15 protein-coding genes and 1 tRNA gene are annotated in these 16974 nt (G+C 50.5%); 9 read left to right on the top strand and 7 right to left on the bottom strand.

Annotated elements, in window-relative coordinates; genetic code table 11:
* Positions 1-43 precede the first annotated feature (43 nt).
* The 6 genes from UNDYM_RS10360 (at position 44) to UNDYM_RS10335 (ending at position 6423) form a co-directional block, all read left to right on the top strand.
* On the top strand, positions 44-715 hold the full coding sequence (locus UNDYM_RS10360; protein ID WP_162040971.1) for an ABC transporter ATP-binding protein: 672 nt from the start codon (positions 44-46) through the stop codon (positions 713-715).
* Entirely contained in the window at positions 712-2697 is a 1986-nt protein-coding gene (locus UNDYM_RS10355) for an HlyD family efflux transporter periplasmic adaptor subunit (protein WP_232063927.1), read from the top strand. Before UNDYM_RS10360 ends, UNDYM_RS10355 begins: the two co-directional genes overlap by 4 nt.
* Complete coding sequence (locus tag UNDYM_RS10350) at positions 2694-3923, top strand: efflux RND transporter periplasmic adaptor subunit (protein ID WP_162040970.1); 1230 nt, start codon at positions 2694-2696, stop codon at positions 3921-3923. The genes UNDYM_RS10355 and UNDYM_RS10350 overlap by 4 nt, the downstream gene beginning before the upstream one ends.
* Positions 3920-5155, top strand: a complete 1236-nt coding sequence (locus tag UNDYM_RS10345; RefSeq protein WP_162040969.1) for an ABC transporter permease — start codon at positions 3920-3922, stop codon at positions 5153-5155. Before UNDYM_RS10350 ends, UNDYM_RS10345 begins: the two co-directional genes overlap by 4 nt.
* Positions 5156-5257: 102 nt before the next feature.
* Positions 5258-5617, top strand: a complete 360-nt coding sequence (locus UNDYM_RS10340; protein WP_162040968.1) for a hypothetical protein — start codon at positions 5258-5260, stop codon at positions 5615-5617.
* 38 nt (positions 5618-5655) lie between these two features.
* Positions 5656-6423, top strand: coding sequence for a hypothetical protein (locus UNDYM_RS10335; protein ID WP_162040967.1), 768 nt, complete (start codon positions 5656-5658; stop codon positions 6421-6423).
* Positions 6424-6488: 65 nt separating this feature from the next.
* On the opposite strand, the gene UNDYM_RS10330 is transcribed toward UNDYM_RS10335, so the two are convergent.
* From UNDYM_RS10330 to UNDYM_RS10310, 5 genes are all read right to left on the bottom strand, one after another.
* Complete coding sequence (locus UNDYM_RS10330) at positions 6489-6893, bottom strand: pentapeptide repeat-containing protein (RefSeq protein WP_162040966.1); 405 nt, start codon at positions 6891-6893, stop codon at positions 6489-6491.
* A 14-nt stretch (positions 6894-6907) separates the two neighbouring features.
* Positions 6908-7774, bottom strand: a complete 867-nt coding sequence (nadC, locus tag UNDYM_RS10325) for a carboxylating nicotinate-nucleotide diphosphorylase (protein WP_162040965.1) — start codon at positions 7772-7774, stop codon at positions 6908-6910.
* A gap of 57 nt (positions 7775-7831) precedes the next feature.
* Positions 7832-8962 (bottom strand): quinolinate synthase NadA, encoded by a 1131-nt coding sequence (nadA, locus tag UNDYM_RS10320; RefSeq protein ID WP_162040964.1) that lies wholly within the window; start codon positions 8960-8962, stop codon positions 7832-7834.
* Between the two features lie 148 nt (positions 8963-9110).
* Positions 9111-11162: a M13 family metallopeptidase gene (locus UNDYM_RS10315; RefSeq protein WP_162040963.1), complete on the bottom strand. Its 2052-nt coding sequence runs from the start codon at positions 11160-11162 to the stop codon at positions 9111-9113.
* A gap of 24 nt (positions 11163-11186) precedes the next feature.
* The gene (locus UNDYM_RS10310; protein ID WP_232063925.1) at positions 11187-13136 is read right to left on the bottom strand and encodes a CocE/NonD family hydrolase; all 1950 of its coding nucleotides are present in this window, start codon (positions 13134-13136) and stop codon (positions 11187-11189) included.
* A 178-nt stretch (positions 13137-13314) separates the two neighbouring features.
* Between UNDYM_RS10310 and UNDYM_RS10305 the strand changes: the two genes are divergently transcribed.
* Positions 13315-13776 (top strand): hypothetical protein, encoded by a 462-nt coding sequence (locus UNDYM_RS10305; RefSeq protein ID WP_162040962.1) that lies wholly within the window; start codon positions 13315-13317, stop codon positions 13774-13776.
* Between the two features lie 92 nt (positions 13777-13868).
* Here UNDYM_RS10305 and UNDYM_RS10300 read toward each other — a convergent pair whose 3' ends face one another.
* Entirely contained in the window at positions 13869-14825 is a 957-nt protein-coding gene (locus UNDYM_RS10300; RefSeq protein ID WP_162040961.1) for a chemotaxis protein, read from the bottom strand.
* Between the two features lie 65 nt (positions 14826-14890).
* Positions 14891-16261: a nucleotide 5'-monophosphate nucleosidase PpnN gene (ppnN, locus tag UNDYM_RS10295; RefSeq protein WP_162040960.1), complete on the bottom strand. Its 1371-nt coding sequence runs from the start codon at positions 16259-16261 to the stop codon at positions 14891-14893.
* A gap of 251 nt (positions 16262-16512) precedes the next feature.
* Here ppnN and UNDYM_RS10290 point away from each other — a divergent pair.
* Both UNDYM_RS10290 and UNDYM_RS10285 read left to right on the top strand, forming a co-directional pair.
* Positions 16513-16589: transfer RNA gene (locus UNDYM_RS10290), tRNA-Met, on the top strand.
* A 143-nt stretch (positions 16590-16732) separates the two neighbouring features.
* Positions 16733-16957 (top strand): hypothetical protein, encoded by a 225-nt coding sequence (locus UNDYM_RS10285; RefSeq protein WP_162040959.1) that lies wholly within the window; start codon positions 16733-16735, stop codon positions 16955-16957.
* Positions 16958-16974: the final 17 nt, after the last annotated feature.

Below are 16974 nucleotides of genomic sequence, written 5' to 3'. Positions count from 1 at the left end.
AATTTTTTCCGGCTCAGCCTTACAGAAACCAGAAAAAATTGGCATGATAAAACTCAGTCAGATACGCAAGACCTACAAGCAAGGCGGCAATGAAATCCGGGCGCTTGATGGTATCGATTTACACATTGCCAGTGGTGAGTTCGTTGCCATCATGGGCCCCTCGGGTTCTGGCAAATCCACCCTATTGAATGTACTCGGCGCACTTGACCGCCCCGATCATGGCCGTTATCTCCTGAACCAGGAAGAGATCAGCGCCATGAATGACGATGCTGCCTCAGACATACGCAATCGCAGCATAGGTTTTGTTTTTCAGTCTTTTCATTTGCTACCACGCCTTAGCGTGCTGGAAAATGTACTGCTCCCGCAACGCTATAGCAATTCGCCGGATGCGCAGGCCGAAACACGCGCCCGCCAGTTGCTCGAACGCATAGGCCTGGAAAAACGCATGGATCACAAGCCAGGTGAATTGTCTGGTGGTCAGTTGCAGCGTGCTGCCATCGCCCGCGCCCTGCTGAATCAGCCCGCCTTGCTGCTGGCCGATGAACCTACCGGCAACCTCGATTCCAAAAGCGCTGCCGACGTGCTGGGCTTGCTGGCTGAATTACATGCTGGTGGGCAAACCCTGGTGCTGGTCACGCATGACCCTGCGGTTGCAGCCAGGGCACAAAGAACCATACACCTGGCTGACGGCAAAGTCGCGGAGGTGACAGCGTGAGACACGATTTGCGAAAACACCTGAACTTATCAAAGCTCGGCATCTGGGTACTCTCTGCATGTGCCAGCATACCTGCACTTGCGCCAGCCTCATCGGTAGCGCCAGCCAACGCAGACAAAACCGCCGCGCCTGCGCAGAGCCGGCCGGTATTATTGACTGGCGAAGTCATAGCAAAAGATTCGCAAGCCATCCTGGTACCGCCGTCGAATTCATCACCGGTAGTCTTACGCAATTTTGTTGCCGAGGGTAGTCAGGTCAAAAAAGGGGACCTGGTGTTGCGCATAGAAACACCAAATGCGTCCAATCTGGAGCAACTGGAAATCAGCATGCAACAAACCCGGGCAAAAGCCGATGCCGAACTGGCCAAGCTTGAGGTCACTGCACTGGATGCGGAAAAAAATCTGCTCACAGCCAAAGCTGCATTAGCCAAAGCTCAGGTCGATGCAGCTTTGCCAAAAACTCAGATTGCTGCGCTGGAATTTGATAAATACCAGGCAGAAAAAGAAAGATCAGAACGTGATCTACAAGTCAAACAACTGGCATTTGACGATGCTTATGCTTCCATCAACAGGAAAAAATCGGATGCTGACCTTGAATTAAAAAAACAAGAGATCAATATCAACTACCTCAAAACGCAGTTGACCCGCTCTGAGGTAAGAGCCAGCCAGGATGGCTATGTCGTCCACGGCTATAGCAATTGGCGTAGTGAGCGCCTGGAAGAAGGCTCAAGCGCTTTTCCTGGCAATACTGCGGGACAGGTCATAGGCTCAGGTCAAATGGAAGTCAGGGCATGGGCACTGGAAGCAGACAGGACGTATTTGAAGGAAGGGCAAACTGTAGTCCTGAAATTTGATGCCCTGCCCGGTACTGAAGTAACGGCCAGTATAGACAGTATTTCCAACGCACCTGAAGAACACAACATCTGGGGTTATGGCCGATATTTTCGTGTTGATATCAAATTACCGGCGCAGTCCAATCTCAAACTGATACCTGGCATGAGCGTCCTGATAGAACCTGCTCAGGCCAGTAAGAAAAACAGCGAAAAATCTGCCGCCCAGAACAAGGAGCTGACACTGGAAGGTGAAATACAGTCACGCAATATTACGTCCATAGGGCCACCGTCCATCCCTTACATCTGGCAATACACCTTGGCACAAATCGCCCCCGAGGGCAGCGCCGTCAAAACAGGTGACATGCTTGCCATGTTCCAGGCGGCGGAAGTACCCAACCAGCTTGCCAGTCAAAAAAGCCAGCTCAATGAGAAACTGAGGGCGCTGGAAAAACTGAAGCTGGAACAGACAGAGGCAGAAAAAGCAGCGGATCTGGCTGTAGCAGAAGCGCAAAGCAATGCGGAGAAAGCTGCACGCAAAGCCACCATGCCCAAAGAATTGATACGGCGTGTCGATTATGACAAACTGGTCATAGAAAAATCTCTGAATAGCGATCTGGCTGCGATGTCCCTGCGGTTGCGCACCACCCAGGCACGTGCCCGTAAGGCAGAAAAAACGGGATTGGAAACAGAGATCGCCATGCTGCAAGGGAAAATCGACGTACTGAACAAAGGGCAAAAAGCCCTGACTGTGACAGCAAGCAAACCAGGCATGATGATCTACAAAAGCAATTTTGAAGGCGAGAAATTTGCTGCTGGCAGCCAGGTCTGGATGGGATTATCCATTGCCAGCGTGGCAGACCCAGACAAATTATTTGTCTCTGCCAAGGTGCCCGAAGCCCAATCAACTACGATCAAAGTTGGCCAAAGCGCCCGCATCACCATACCTGGCGCCAATATGACGGTGCCTGCGCGCGTTACCGGGCTGGGCAACGTATTTCATAGCAAATCAAGCTCACAACCCATCATCGTGCGGGATATAGAGCTGGAATTTGATCAGATGCCCAAAGGGCTCAAACCCGGTGCGGCAGTGCAGGCAATTTTAGTCTCATCGGGAATACAGACGGCAACGACAGGAACAGCAAAAAAATGAAATCAAGGCTATTCCTCATCTGCGTAACACTGGCGCTAAGTAGCACAGGCTGCAGCAACAAGACTGAACAAAACCAGCATGCAACGGAAATCTTCTCGCCCAGAAACTGGCAAGAAAGTATTGTCGTCGACGGCGAAATCATCGCAGCCAACAAAACTCCGCTGACTGTGCCTGGCCAGGGCTGGGATTCGCGCACCTTGATAAAGATGCTGCCAGAAGGCAGCCTGGTGAAGAAAGACCAGGTCATTGCTCTCTTTGATGCCCCAAAATCACGCATGGAATTATCGCAGGCAGAAATGGAATTATTGCGCAAGGAACTGGCCGCAGAGACCATACAGGCCAGTGATGCCAGCAGCCGCTCTGCCCTGTCGGCAGACAGTGCCAAAGTGCAGACAGATTTGCGACTCAGCGAACGCTATGCCAACGCCGATCTGGCTATTTTTTCACGCAATAAAATTCTGGATGAATTGCAGGACAGCGGATTTCTGAAGAACAAACGCGGCTACCTGAACTGGAAAACCGGGCAGGTGCAGGCACGCAGTGCAGCAGAACAGGCAGTATTAAGCTCGCAGAAAGAAAGTGTCAGCCTGAATGCCAGCCAGCACAAAAAGAACCTGGATGCACTGGAATTGCTGGCCCCGCACGATGGCGTATTTTTGTTGCAGGCAAACTGGGATGGTGCCAAACCTCTGGTTGGCTCAAGCTTCCGGCCCAGGGAAGAATTTGGCTCACTGCCAGACCTTGATCAACTGGTCGCCAGTTTCAATATAGAAGAAGGCCGCACCTTTGGTTTGAAAGTGGGCCTGCCAGTCAAGGTACGTCTGGCTGGTAACGGCCAGGAAATTGAATTGAGCATTACCAAGGTTGGTAACAGCGCCAGCGTCACTTCGCGGGAGTCGCCAGTCAAATTCATCACCTTCGAAGCCGCTTTCAATAAGGCGCAGGCACAAAACCTGGCACTCAAACCTGGCCAGGCACTGATAGGCACGGTCAGCCTCATCAACCAGGCCAAAGCCATGACGGTACCGAATATCGCCTTGATACAGGACGGGAGTAATTTTGCTGCATATATCAAGGATGGCGACCAGCTCAAGCGCCAGACGGTAGTACTGGGGCAGCGTGGCCCGGTGCGCAGTGAAATCAAATCAGGTATCAGCCAGGGCAATCAGGTAGTTCTGCTACCAGAAGTAAAAGACAAAGAAAAAAGCAAGGATACACATTCATGAACCGCGCCCTGATACTGGAAGCAGTCAATGAACTGCAAAGGCGCAAGCTGCGTACTGGCCTGACCCTGTTAGGCATGATTTTTGGTGTGGCAGCCATCGTTGCCATGCTGGCCGTGGGTGAAGGTAGTCGCCGCGAAGCCTTGCGCCTGGTCGCCGAACTGGGCCTGGACAATGTCATCATAGATAGCAAGAATATTGACGACAAACGTCTCAAGGAAATACGTACACGCTCACTGGGCTTGTCGGCTGCAGACGCCGATGCTGCATTGTCCGTCGTACCTGGTGCCAAGGCAGTGGCACTCAAAAAAGAGATCAAGGTAGATCAACTGGTCAGCGGCAGCAATGTCGTCCCTGCACGCGCCTTTGCCGTATCTGATTCGTATGCCGAACTCGGTGGCCTGCAAATCGGCCAGGGGCGCTGGTTAAGCCAGCAGGATGATGCCACCCTCGCCCCTGTCTGCGTGATAGGCCCACGCCTTGCCCATCAACTCTTTGGCGACAAAAATCCAGTTGGCGAGCGCATCAAGCTCAATCACGCCTGGCTTGAAGTAGTTGGCGTGCTGGCTGACCGCGCCCTCTCCAAATCCGAATTCGAAGGCGTCAAACTTGGTCTGGATGACGAGCGCCTGTTCGTCCCCTGGCTCACCGGACGCGCCCGTTTCCGATTCACTGCGCTGGAAAACGAAGTCGATAGCCTGAGTTTGCGTCTGGACGGCCAGACAGCACCTGATATTGCGGCTCGTGTGCTGCAAAATCTGATAGAGCAAAGGCATGCCGGTGCTGATGACACCAACCTCATCGTACCCATGGGCCTGTATAGGCAGAACCAGCAAACCCAGCGCATCTTTACCATCGTCATGAGCTCTATCGCTGCAGTCTCCTTATTGGTGGGCGGCATAGGCATCATGAACATCATGTTAGCCAATGTACTGGAACGCCGCCGTGAAATCGGCCTCAAGCGCGCACTGGGTGCACGCAGGCGTGATGTCATAGAACAGTTCCTGGCAGAAGCCCTGGTGATTGCGTTCAGCGGCGCCTTGCTCGGCGTATTGCTGGGCGCGATAGCCGCATACAGCATCGCCGCGCTGGCGGGCTGGTCTGTTGCCTGGTCACCGCTGAGCCTGTTGATTGCTGTCAGCTCATGCATAGCAGTTGGCCTCGGTTTTGGTGTGTTCCCGGCACGACAGGCCGCAGCATTGGATCCAATTGCGGCTTTACGTACTGATGGTTGATGCGGGATAATCAGGCGCTGGCCGATGCATTGATCGCTCGCCAGCTTAGCTGCCTGGCCCTGATTGCTCCTACAATCCGAATCACTTTTCATACACTACATCATGGCAAGAACCATCAATGGCATAGGCACGACTTTTTACGGCAAATGCAAATTTCATCCGGATCAGTCCTTCATTACTACCAAGTGGGTGGTATTGGTCTATATTCCCATTGTTCCATTGGCCAGTTATCGCTTCATAGAAGAAAGCAGTTCCAGTTTTGAAGTAGTCGAAGCAGATATTCCTCTGGAGATCATGCAAGTGCTACGAATCTGGCTGTTTGTCGCACTACTGGCCTTCGGACTTAGCCTGAGTGACAAGCTGAAATTGAGTGGCGCCGGCCTGTTTATGCTATTCGGCATGATTTGCGCCATTCCATTTCTGATGCGCTGGTTTGCAAAACGTAATGCAGGACTAATCTAGCAAGCAAAAAATTTATCCCCATTTTGAACGCACAGAAAATGAGATTTGAACCCTTATCAGATACACAGTTTGAGTATTTGTGCGAAGTCTATGTAGCGGATAAATTTGCAAATCAGGAAGAATTAATCCAGGACTGGAAAGAATTAAGCAGCAGATTTCCAGATTCGCATCTGCTGCTGACACTGGATGACCTCGGTCAGGCACAATACACGTCCATGCATAGCTCAGGTTCTCACGATCTCGACGAGACAGAAGGGTATGACTTGAGTACGCTTGATGCAGCATGCTTTGAAGATGGCGAGCATGTCGGCTACCTGAGCACGGCATCTGAGTTTTTTATCCGGTACGCAAATTTTCTAAAACTTTGCCAAGAAACCTCACTGGAACAGATTTTTCAAGAAAAAAACCTGCTACTGAATGATGAGTCTCTGGCAGAACTACTGCTGGCACAAGAAAACTGGCTTTCCATCATTGACGATAGCATTTATGCGTTCAGGGCCATCGTCAATCAACCCGAAGATAGTCTGGCTGCCTTCCCTAACGGCTATTTTGATTCAGACCTGAATCCCTTTGAGAACCATGCTTTATGCAAGCATCTCCGGGAGAATTACGGCTACAAGCTCATAGGCATTGGTGCATCTTATCTGGCACTCATCCGGGAAGCAGCCTTGAATCCAGTCCAGATGAGCAGCATGGCAGAATTACTGCTCAGGCTCTATGGTGAAAAAGCTGCGGTCTGGATAAAAACTGTGAGTGAACGAAATAATGAATTACAGCATGTTCTGGTTTTGAGGTACACAGAATAAATCATTTCATCGCGATCAGAAATTATGACTTCAGGATTAGTGATTTACTTACAAGCAGGTCGAAATCAAGGGATATAGCTTCGCTCTTTATCCCTTGTACGAAATTCACTCTCCAATCCCGTGCAATTTTCCTGCGCGCAAGCAAACCAGCTCACCTCATCGAATGTACAATTTCTGCCAAGATTGTCCTTCAAGAATTCGCAGTTTTCAAATTCGCAGTTAACAAACCTGGCCCCAGAAAATGTCGTTCCCCGAAAAATACAATTGATGAACTTCACATCAACAAGGATACTGGTATTAAACAAACCCCAGTACCATCCGCAGCCGGTAAAGCTGCAAGCCAGGAAAGCAGATGAGATGTCTCCGCCTTCAAATTGAATATCTGAAAACTCACAGTAGCGAAAAACATGCTCATCCAGGCTGACTGGCTTCTTCAATCTGGATGCAAAGTTCTGGTTTTCAAACAGCATATAACATGCAGGGATTAAACTATCCGCAAAGAATAATCCGTCGCCTTAATATCCTTGGTCAGGCTGCCTATGGATATCCTATCGACTCCTGTCTCGGCTATCGCTCTCACGCTTGCATGATCGATGCCGCCGGACGCTTCCAGCAAAGCACGGCCTGCATTAATGGCAACTGCTTCGCGCATCATGGTGGTATTGAAATTATCCAGCAAGATGGATGTCGCACCGGCATTCAGAGCCGTTTGCAATTGATCCAGAGTTTCCACTTCTATTTGTATAGTCACGCCAGCATTCAGGCTCAGGGCTTTTTGCATGGCCTCAGCCACGCCACCTGCTGCCGCGATATGGTTTTCCTTAATAAGAATACCGTCATACAAGGCCAGGCGCTGGTTCTTGCCACCACCCACGCGCACCGCATATTTTTGCGCCAGACGCAGGCCGGGCAAGGTTTTGCGGGTATCGAGTATGGCTGCTTTTGTGCCTGCGATGATGGAGACATATTTGCTGGTGGCGGTCGCGACTGCAGATAGCAATTGCAGGAAATTCAGCGCAGAACGTTCGGCTGTCAGCAAGGCTCTGGCAGGTGCCTTGATTTTGCAGACGACAGTATTTGCCTTCATCTGTTCGCCTTCAGCGTATTGCCAATCCACGATGATAGTTGCATCCAGTGCTGTCATGACAGCATCAAACCACGGGGCACCACATAGAACGGCATCTTCACGCACGATGACTTGTGCCTGTACTACTTCATCTGCAGGCACCAGCAAGCCAGTCAGATCAGCAGCGCCGACATCTTCAGCCAGTGCATCGCGGATGTTGCGTTCAAAAGCTTTTTGTAAATCTGCATCAAAAGGGGAATGCGTATTCTTTAAATTACCAGACATGTCCAGATAACCTCAGTGTAATTGGATGGGGCTTGCGCTTAAGATCGTAACGGGTTCTCAGGCCGGGCCTATGCCGGAAAAAAGTTTGCCTTCTTTCGTCAAATCACTGGATGGACGCACATTGGCTTTTTTTGCAGCAGCAAAATCCAGCATGCGGTCTATGCAGACCTTGGCTTTTTGCCCCACTGCCGGGTCAACCTGGATTTCATTATTACCGTTCTCCAGCACCTGCAGCAGATTGCGCAAACCATTCATTGCCATCCATGGGCAATGTGCACAGCTCTTGCAAGTCGCGCTATTACCTGCCGTCGGAGCGACGATGAAACGCTTGGTTGGCGCAGCCAACTGCATTTTGTGCAGGATGCCATTATCGGTGGCGACAATAAATTCATCTGCATCCAGCGTCTGTGCTGCATGGATCATTTGCGAAGTCGAGCCAACCACATCAGCCAGTGCCACCACAGCCGCTGGTGATTCAGGATGAACCAGTACTTTGGCATGAGGGTGCTCAGCCTTGAGCACGTCAAGTTCTATGCCCTTGAATTCATCATGCACCAGGCAGGAACCCTGCCATAGCAACATGTCTGCACCTGTCTGCTTCTGGATATAGCCACCCAGATGTTTATCGGGAGCCCAGAGTATTTTTTTACCTTGCGCATGCAGGTGAGCAACGATGTCCAGACCTATGCTGGATGTCACCATCCAGTCAGCTCTTGCCTTGACGGCTGCGCTGGTATTAGCATACACGACGACGGTGCGGTCAGGATGGGCATCGCAAAACGCCGCAAACTCATCTGCCGGGCAACCCAGGTCCAGCGAGCAGGTCGCATCCAGGTCTGGCATTAAAATGGTTTTTTCTGGGCTGAGTATTTTGGCGGTTTCACCCATGAACTTGACACCGGCGACAACCAGGGTCTTGGCGGGGTGGTCACGGCCAAATCTTGCCATTTCCAGCGAGTCAGAAACGCAGCCACCGGTTTCTTCTGCCAGGTCTTGCAGTTCTGCATCGACATAATAATGCGCGACCAACACAGCCTGCTTTTCTTTCAGGAGCTGGCGTATTCTGGCTTTGAGTTCCAGTTTTTCTATCGCTGAAGGCGCATCAGGAATGCGCGCCCAGGCATTGGCGGTACAGCTGCTACCCACATCCATCTGTGGACGTTCAAATTCGACAACTTTGGTTTCCATATAGCCCTACAAATCTGGAGTGCACAGAGTACATGCTGGCATGCACTCTGATGACAAGAAATATTGGCAGGCTTGGGATTGCCAGATTTGCATCCAGCGCCCCTGTAACCTGCATCCATTACTGCATTTCAAGCCATAGTATACGCTGTTACCAGATATTTACCCGTGTAGCAGTTGGGCGCAGGGGTGAGCGATCGCCCTTGCACTGGAAAGCATCAGAAAATTCCGGCATATTTGCCAATGGCGCAATGACACGGTATTTGTCTGGTGAGTGAGGATCAGTTGCCAGTTTCATACGCAACATCTCATCACGGATAAGGCTGCGGAAGCTTTGCGCATTGGCGACAAAGAAGCGCTGATCTACCGTCAAGCCATCAATTTCCTTGGCCTGGGGCTTGCGCTCCAGCGATTTGTGCAAAGCCTGCAGGGCAATCTTCATGCCGCCAAGATCGGCAATATTTTCACCGGCAGTCAGCTTGCCATTGATGTGCAATTTGTCGATGGGATTAAATTCGTCAAATTGCTTTTCTATGGCTTTTACGCGAACCAGGAATTTTTTCTCATCGTCCTTGGTCCACCAGCTTTTCAGATTACCCTGGGCATCATATTGGCGTCCTTCATCATCAAAGGCATGCGTCAGTTCATGACCTATCGTTGCACCGGTATTGCCATAGTTGGCAGCAGGATCAGCATTCACATGGTACAGAGGCGGTTGCAGTATGCCTGCCGGAAACACCATTTCATTCATGGTGGGGTTGTAATAGGCATTCACGGTTTGTGGTGTCATACCCCATTCATTCCTGTCTATGGGCTTGCCCAGCTTGGCCAGATTGCGCTTGAATTCAAATTCAGCGGCGCGTGCCATGTTTGCTGCGTACGGACCAGTATCGATCTGCAGGCTGCTGTAATCACGCCATACATAGGGGTAACCTATTTTTACCAGGATAGTGTCGAGCTTTTTATAGGCTTGCTGTTTGGTCGTGTCTGACATCCATTCCAGCTTGCCTATGCTTTCACGCATGGCCAGCTTGATATTGTCCACCATTTCCAGCACACCGGCCTTGGCTTCAGGACCAAAGAATTTGGCAACATACAGCTCACCCATGGCTTCACCTGCCATGGCATCGATAGAACCCAGCACGCGCTTCCAGCGTGGCTGCAATTCCTTGGTGCCTGCCAGGGTCTTGCCATAGAAATCAAAGTTGGCATTGACAAAGGCTGAGCTCAAGTCCCTTGCACGCGCATTGGCCAATTGCCAGCGTAAATATGTTTTCCATTGATCAAGACTGACGGTATTGACCATGCGTCCTGCTTCGGCAATAAACTTGGGATGGGCAAGATTGAATTGTCCGGGCTGCGCCAGTCCCAGTTCATTGAAATAGGTGGACCAGGCAGTTTTCTTATCTGTCTTTTGCAAGGCATTCAAGTCAGACAAATGATAACTGGCTTGCGGGTCACGCAACTCAACCTTGGTCAAGGATGCCTTGGCCAGTCTGGTTTCCAGCGCCATCACGACGGCCGCATTTTTCTTTGCCTGATCTGGCGTATCACCGAGCAAAGTAAAAATCTGAGTGACATAGGCGACATACTTGTTACGGATATCCTTGGTCTTGGCATCAGTCTTCAGGTAATAATCGCGGTCAGGCAAACCCAGGCCACCCTGCATGATTTGCGGAATGTAGCGGGTCGTGTTTTTGGCATCCTGATCTACAGTAAAGCCAAACAAAGGTGATACACCTTGCTTGTGCAAACCAGCGATCAAGGCCAGCAATTGCGTACTATCCTTGATGCCATTGATTTGCGCAAACTGCGGCTCCAGCGGTTTGATACCTTCTTTTTCTATCTGCGCTTCATTCATGCCGCTAGCATAAAAAGCGCCGACCAGTTGTGCTGCCTTGCTCTTGCCATCACCTTTTGCAGCTGTCTCGGCAATGAGTTTCAATGCTGCCAGATTTCGTTCAGTCACTTCATCATAGGCACTGTAACGCGCACGGTCAGAAGGAATGGGATTGGCTTTCAGCCATTCGCCATTTGAATACTGGAAGAAATCTGTGCAGGGATCAGCCTTTTTATCCATGGTCATGGATTCCAAGACCAATTGGTTTGAAGTCGCTGTCTGAGCAAATACTGTATTACCCATGAATGCCACACCAACCAGACTAGCCAGCACACTGCGTTTGAAGATATTTTTTGTTTTCATTTTTTTGTCCCTGTCTCTTAATTTTTACGGCATTACTTGCACGGCTACACCTGAATACTGTCCTGGTGAACGATAAACCCTTTGCGTCGCTTTCTGGAAATCTTCAGGATTAGCCTTGGGAATATCCATGAATTTTTGCGGATTCAAATCCACCAGCGGGAACCAGCTACTCTGCACCTGCACCATGATGCGGTGACCACGGCGGAAGGTGTGCTGGATATCCGGCATGTTATAGCTGATGGCAGCCACTTTGCCTGGCACAAAAGGTTCAGGTTTTTCAAAGCTGTTGCGGAACTTGCCGCGCAAAGGCTCGCCCCTGATCAGTTGCTGATAACCGGCCATGGCGACGGATGGTGGTGGCACATCATTGGCGCGTTCGCGCACGACTTGCTTATCCGGATAAGCCGATGGATAAACATCAATCAGTTTGACGACCCAATCTGCATCCGTACCAGAGGTTGACACAAACAATTTTGGATTGACCGGCCCGACGATGGTTACGTCTTCTTCCAGAGGTTCAGTCTGATAGACCAGCACATCTGGCCGTGTTGAGGCAAAGCGCTGGTCAGAGACCACATATTCACGCGGCGCACCAGTGGCGACGTAAGAGATAAACGGCACAGGCTTATTGGGGTCGCTGACGTATTCGTCAAAGGTATTGAATTCTGTCTGTGGCTCCTTCCAGCTCAGGGTGCCATCCTTGCCAAAATACAGGGTACGTTTTTGTGCCTGTTGCGGTGGCCAGCTTGGGTATTCACGCCATACATTGGTGCCGGTTTCAAATACGGTCACTTCCGGCAAAGCCTTGCCAGTTACGCCCTTCAAATGCTGTTCAAAGAAAGGGAAAACGATATTCTTGCGGTAATAATCACCCGTTTTGACATCGAAACTCACATTCCCCAATGACTTACCCTCGGCACCTGCCCAACCGCCGTGCGACCATGGCCCCATGACCAGGCCATTGTAATAGCCCTTGTTATTGTTTTTGATGCTGTGATACGTCGTGAATGGACCTTGCGGATCTTCTGCGTCATACCAGCCGCCAACAGTCAGCACGGCTGCCTTGATGTTCTTTAGATGGGGGGCGATATTGCGGCTTTTCCAGAAATCATCATAGGTACTATGCTCAATGGTAGGCATCAGCAATTCACGCTGCTTGTCTGACAGTTGGGCAGTAATGTTTTTCAGGGTTTTATATTTGAGAAAATATTGATAGCCATCCGGGGTACCAAAATCAAACTCTTCCCAGCGTTTGGGCAAGGTGGTCGGGTTTTTTTCTACCGTGAAATTGGAAAAGAACCCAAAGTTAGCCGCCAGCATGAAGGCACCGCCATGATAGGAATCATCCCCCATGAACAGATCGGTAACGGGTGCCTGCGGTGAAGCGGCCTTGATGGCAGGATGTGAGTCTATGATACTGGCCGAGGCATAAAAGCCAGGGTAGGAAATACCCCAGATACCGACCTTGCCGTTATTGCCCTTGACGTTTTTCAACAGCCATTCAACGGTGTCATGCATGTCCTGGCTTTCGACACCCTCGCCAGCCAGCCTGCTGGCCTTGATATGCGGCGTCATTTCTTGCCATACGCCTTCAGACATATAACGACCACGCACGTCTTGCTTGACGAAGATATAGCCACTTTGGTCAAATTCTTTGGATGGTCCGAGTGATTGCGGATAGAAATCCACGCCATAGTGCGACTGCCCGCCCTCATAGACGCCGCTACCATAGGGTGAACGGGTCATCAGGAAGGGATAAGACTTGCTGCTATCTTTGGGAACATACACCACGGTAAAAAGCCGTGTACCATCACGCATGGGAACCTGGTATTCATATTTGGTGTATTGTTCGCGTATGCTAGGTTTGGCAGCTTCAGGAGCATCGGCCATGACGGCTTCCGCAGCATACACTGGCAGATTGGCCATCAAGGCAAGAGCGCACAAGGCTGCACATTTTTTAATCACGAATTTCATAATTTCCCTTAAGATAACGCGCTATTGTTTTATTTATTCTGGTCAACATGCTTGCAAACCAGGTCTGGCGTAGTGAATCGCCGCGAATCATAAAGAGTAAATTTTTCTCAATAAGTTTCCAGATTTCGACCTAAACTGACAAATAGGCATCAAACAAATATTTTATTGCGGAAATACCATGAAATCACTCAGAATATTTGCTGTCACCCTGGCTCTGCTGGCACTCTCAGGCTCAGTATGGGCTCGCCCTGGCGGCCATCATTTTCATCCCAGGGTAAGCATAGGCGTTTCCATTCCGCCGCTATATTTCAATTATGGCAACCGGCATAGTTATGTGTCTGCCTATTATCCTTACGATTATTCCTGGCGTTATTACCCCAGCGTGGTCGTCGCCCCTGCTGTCACCTATGTGACACCTGTCGTCAGCACCAGCAACGTGGTTTATACGGACAGTTACCCCACGTACTCTGGCTACACTCAAAGTTATGTTGATGACGGCAATATCATCAACCAGCCCAATCCCGCCCCTCAATCGACCGCGGGCAAGGATTGGCTGTATTGCCATCAGCCAGACGGCTTTTACCCAGCGATCAAGTCTTGTCCTGGTGGCTGGGAACGTGTCCCGGCACAAGCCAGATAAGCGCGGCCAGGCCAGATACAAAAAGGGTGCAATTAATGAAATAATTGCACCCTTTTTTACAAGCTTCAGTTTTCAGTTTCTACGGCGGTATTTTATTTTGCCAATACAGACCGTATTGTTGCTGCCAGTTCTTCAGCCACGAATTTGGCAACATAGGCGTCGGCACCCACGGTCTTGATATGGTCTTCATTGGTTGCACCTGACAAGGATGAATGAATCACCACCGGCAAAAACTTGAAGCGGTCATCGTTCTTGATCTTACGTGTCAGGGTAAAGCCATCCATTTCCGGCATTTCCAGGTCAGTCAGCACCATGGATACCTTGTCGCGCACACCCTTGCCTTCGGCCTGGGCTGCGGTGGCAAGGGATTGTAATTTTTCCCACGCTTCCTTACCAGTCTTGGTCATGATGAACTGGGCACCCATGGCTGTCAGTGCCTGCTCGATCAAACCGCGGGCGACAGCTGAATCATCGGCCGCCAGAATGGCAGAGCCAGGTATCATCTGCAGCTTGGCACCTATGGTATCTGGATCTACATCCTTGGTATCAGACGGCGTAATCTGGCGCAAGATTTGCTCCACGTCCAGCACCTGGGCCAGGCGGGTGTCCTCTGTATCACCATCCAGACGGGCAATACTGGTAACCATACCACCTGCCGCACTGCTTTCAGCCGAAAGGACCTGATTCCAGTCCAGCCGCACGATCTCTTCGACCGATTCAACCGCAAAACCCTGGGTGGTACGCGCATATTCAGTAACCAGCATGATGTTCAGGCCAGTTTTAGGTTTGAGCCCGACCACCGAAGGCAGGTCGATGACAGGAATAATCTGTCCACGCAAATTGACCACGCCCAGCATATGGGGCATCGCGCCCGCCATACCCGTAATCGTCGGCATGGCAACTATCTCTCGCACCTTGAAAACATTAATGCCAAACAATTCAGACCTGTCACTATTGCCATCTGTGCCAAGACGGAACAGCAACAATTCAAACTTGTTGGACGCAGTCAGGTTGGTACGTTCATCGACTTCTTGTTGTACGGAACTCATGTCTGTTTTCCTCATCGTGATGGAACAGGATTGCACCATTATCCTACGGTTTTACTGCAACGCAATTACTTTATTACACGGTAGCAAGGGGTATAAGCCTTGCCAGGCAATTTCATGCGGTTCTGAGCAACAAAAGATGCCAGCAAGGTATCCATTGATGCCATTATTTCACTATTGCCGCGAATTTCAAAATGTCCATGTTTTTCTATCGCACGTATGCCCTGGTTTTTGACGTTGCCAGCCACCACACCTGAAAAAGCACGACGCAGATTTGCCGCCAGCAGATGCGTGTCCTGATTCTTGTGCAAAGCCAGGTTGCGCATGTTTTCATGCGTGGGTTCAAACGGCTTCTGGAACTCGGCATCTATCTTCAGCAACCAATTGAAATAATAGGCGTCGCCCTTGGCCTTGCGGTATTCACGCACTTCCTTGATACCAGCCTGCACTTCCTGTGCCACGCGCACAGGGTCATTGACGATAATCTTGTAGTTCTGCTGTGCCTCAGGACCCAGCGTTGCAGCAATGAACTGATCGATCTGACGGAAATAATCTGCCGCACTTTCCGGTCCGGTAAATATCAGGGGGAAAGGCAACTCGGCATTATCAGGATGCAGCAAGATACCGAGCAAGTACAAAATTTCTTCTGCCGTGCCTGCCCCACCAGGGAAGACGATGACGGCATGGCCCATGCGCACAAAAGCTTCAAGGCGTTTTTCTATATCTGGCAAGATTACCAGGTCGTTGACGATGGGGTTCGGCGCTTCGGCGGCGATAATACCAGGCTCGGTAATGCCCAGGTAACGGCCTGTGGTAATCCTTTGTTTGGCATGACCTATGGTGGCACCCTTCATCGGGCCCTTCATGGCGCCTGGACCACAGCCTGTACAGATATCCATGCCGCGCAAACCCAGTTGATACCCTACATGCTTGGTGTAGTCATACTCTTCGCTGGAAATCGAATGCCCGCCCCAGCACACCACCATATTTGGATTGACCTGAGGCTTGAGCAAATTGGCATTGCGCATAACGTGGAAAACAGCATCACTGATACCTTCTGTGGTCGCCAGATCAAACTTGCGGTCATCTTCGATGGCGGCCTTGATGAACAGGATATCGCGCAATACGGCAAACAAGTGTTCCTGTATGCCTTTGATCATGACGCCATCCACAAAGGCACTGGCTGGTGCGCCCTTGACATCAAGCTTGATGCCGCGTTCGCGCTGGATGATGCTGATGTCAAAGCTCTTGTAACGCTCCAGCAATTCCTTGCCATCGTCGAGACCACTGCCGCAATTCAAGACCGCCAGTGCGCAACTGCGAAACACCTGGTACAAACCGCCATGACTATTGTCGAGCAATTGCACGACCTCGGCCTTGGACAAAACTTCCATACGGCCGCCTGGCGAGATTTGCGTGTCGATAACTTCGAATTCCATAACTGCTTTTTCACTCCTGAAAATAATTTGCTGCTGATGCCTGCAAGGCAGCATCAGCGTGCTTCTCTGTGCTTCCATTATGCATGCAATTTATTGCGCGGGTTGCATCAGCAGCACTATTTGCTACATTTGTATTGTGAAGAATGGCAAATTGCACTGTCGCCGGACCTTCAATTTAAGGCCAATATAAAAATATTTCTATAAATGATTGTATATAGCGCCTTCGCCATGTACAATTCGCCTCCTTCAGACGCGGGGTGGAGCAGTCTGGCAGCTCGTCGGGCTCATAACCCGAAGGTCGTAGGTTCAAATCCTGCCCCCGCAACCAAGTTTCTTTGTTCTGGTGCATTCGCACAAATTTACCGGCGCTATATTTCTTCTGGCAAGCAATTGCAGAGGACGGTTTATTTTGCTTTTTTGCTTAAGCTTTACCAGGCATCGCCACACATCAACATTGATCAAGCTCAACTGATGAAAGACAATAAAGATCACGCTACCCTGGAATTACCCGGCTTTGGCGAACCAGCATTTTTATTGCCAGAAATCAGGAAACCAGTACCCGCCCCACGTCAACGCGGCAAAAAACAGGAGCAGCTTGATCTTCTGGATGTACTCGGGCCCACCGACCGCACCGGTCTGCCGGCCTGGGTGCATGATGACAACACTGACCTGACTGGCTTGCCTGTCTGGCGCTGAGCACAACTGGACGCACA

Origin of the sequence: Undibacterium sp. YM2, assembly GCF_009937975.1 — a bacterium.
In the GTDB taxonomy this organism is placed as follows: domain Bacteria; phylum Pseudomonadota; class Gammaproteobacteria; order Burkholderiales; family Burkholderiaceae_D; genus Undibacterium.
Note: the sequence above shows the minus strand (reverse complement) of the source record. Positions and strands in the feature narration are given on the sequence as shown.

Bases quoted from the DNA above. Each gene is read 5' to 3' on its own strand.
- UNDYM_RS10305 (WP_162040962.1), top strand. From the start codon at position 13,315: ATGAAATCACTCAGAATATTTGCTGTCACCCTGGCTCTGCTGGCACTC.
- UNDYM_RS10315 (WP_162040963.1), bottom strand. From the start codon at position 11,162: ATGAAAACAAAAAATATCTTCAAACGCAGTGTGCTGGCTAGTCTGGTT.
- UNDYM_RS10350 (WP_162040970.1), top strand. From the start codon at position 2,694: ATGAAATCAAGGCTATTCCTCATCTGCGTAACACTGGCGCTAAGTAGC.
- UNDYM_RS10340 (WP_162040968.1), top strand. From the start codon at position 5,258: ATGGCAAGAACCATCAATGGCATAGGCACGACTTTTTACGGCAAATGC.
- UNDYM_RS10300 (WP_162040961.1), bottom strand. From the start codon at position 14,825: ATGAGTTCCGTACAACAAGAAGTCGATGAACGTACCAACCTGACTGCG.
- nadA (WP_162040964.1), bottom strand. From the start codon at position 8,962: ATGGAAACCAAAGTTGTCGAATTTGAACGTCCACAGATGGATGTGGGT.
- nadC (WP_162040965.1), bottom strand. From the start codon at position 7,774: ATGTCTGGTAATTTAAAGAATACGCATTCCCCTTTTGATGCAGATTTA.
- UNDYM_RS10285 (WP_162040959.1), top strand. From the start codon at position 16,733: ATGAAAGACAATAAAGATCACGCTACCCTGGAATTACCCGGCTTTGGC.
- UNDYM_RS10310 (WP_232063925.1), bottom strand. From the start codon at position 13,136: ATGAAATTCGTGATTAAAAAATGTGCAGCCTTGTGCGCTCTTGCCTTG.
- UNDYM_RS10330 (WP_162040966.1), bottom strand. From the start codon at position 6,893: ATGCTGTTTGAAAACCAGAACTTTGCATCCAGATTGAAGAAGCCAGTC.
- UNDYM_RS10335 (WP_162040967.1), top strand. From the start codon at position 5,656: ATGAGATTTGAACCCTTATCAGATACACAGTTTGAGTATTTGTGCGAA.
- ppnN (WP_162040960.1), bottom strand. From the start codon at position 16,261: ATGGAATTCGAAGTTATCGACACGCAAATCTCGCCAGGCGGCCGTATG.
- UNDYM_RS10345 (WP_162040969.1), top strand. From the start codon at position 3,920: ATGAACCGCGCCCTGATACTGGAAGCAGTCAATGAACTGCAAAGGCGC.
- UNDYM_RS10360 (WP_162040971.1), top strand. From the start codon at position 44: ATGATAAAACTCAGTCAGATACGCAAGACCTACAAGCAAGGCGGCAAT.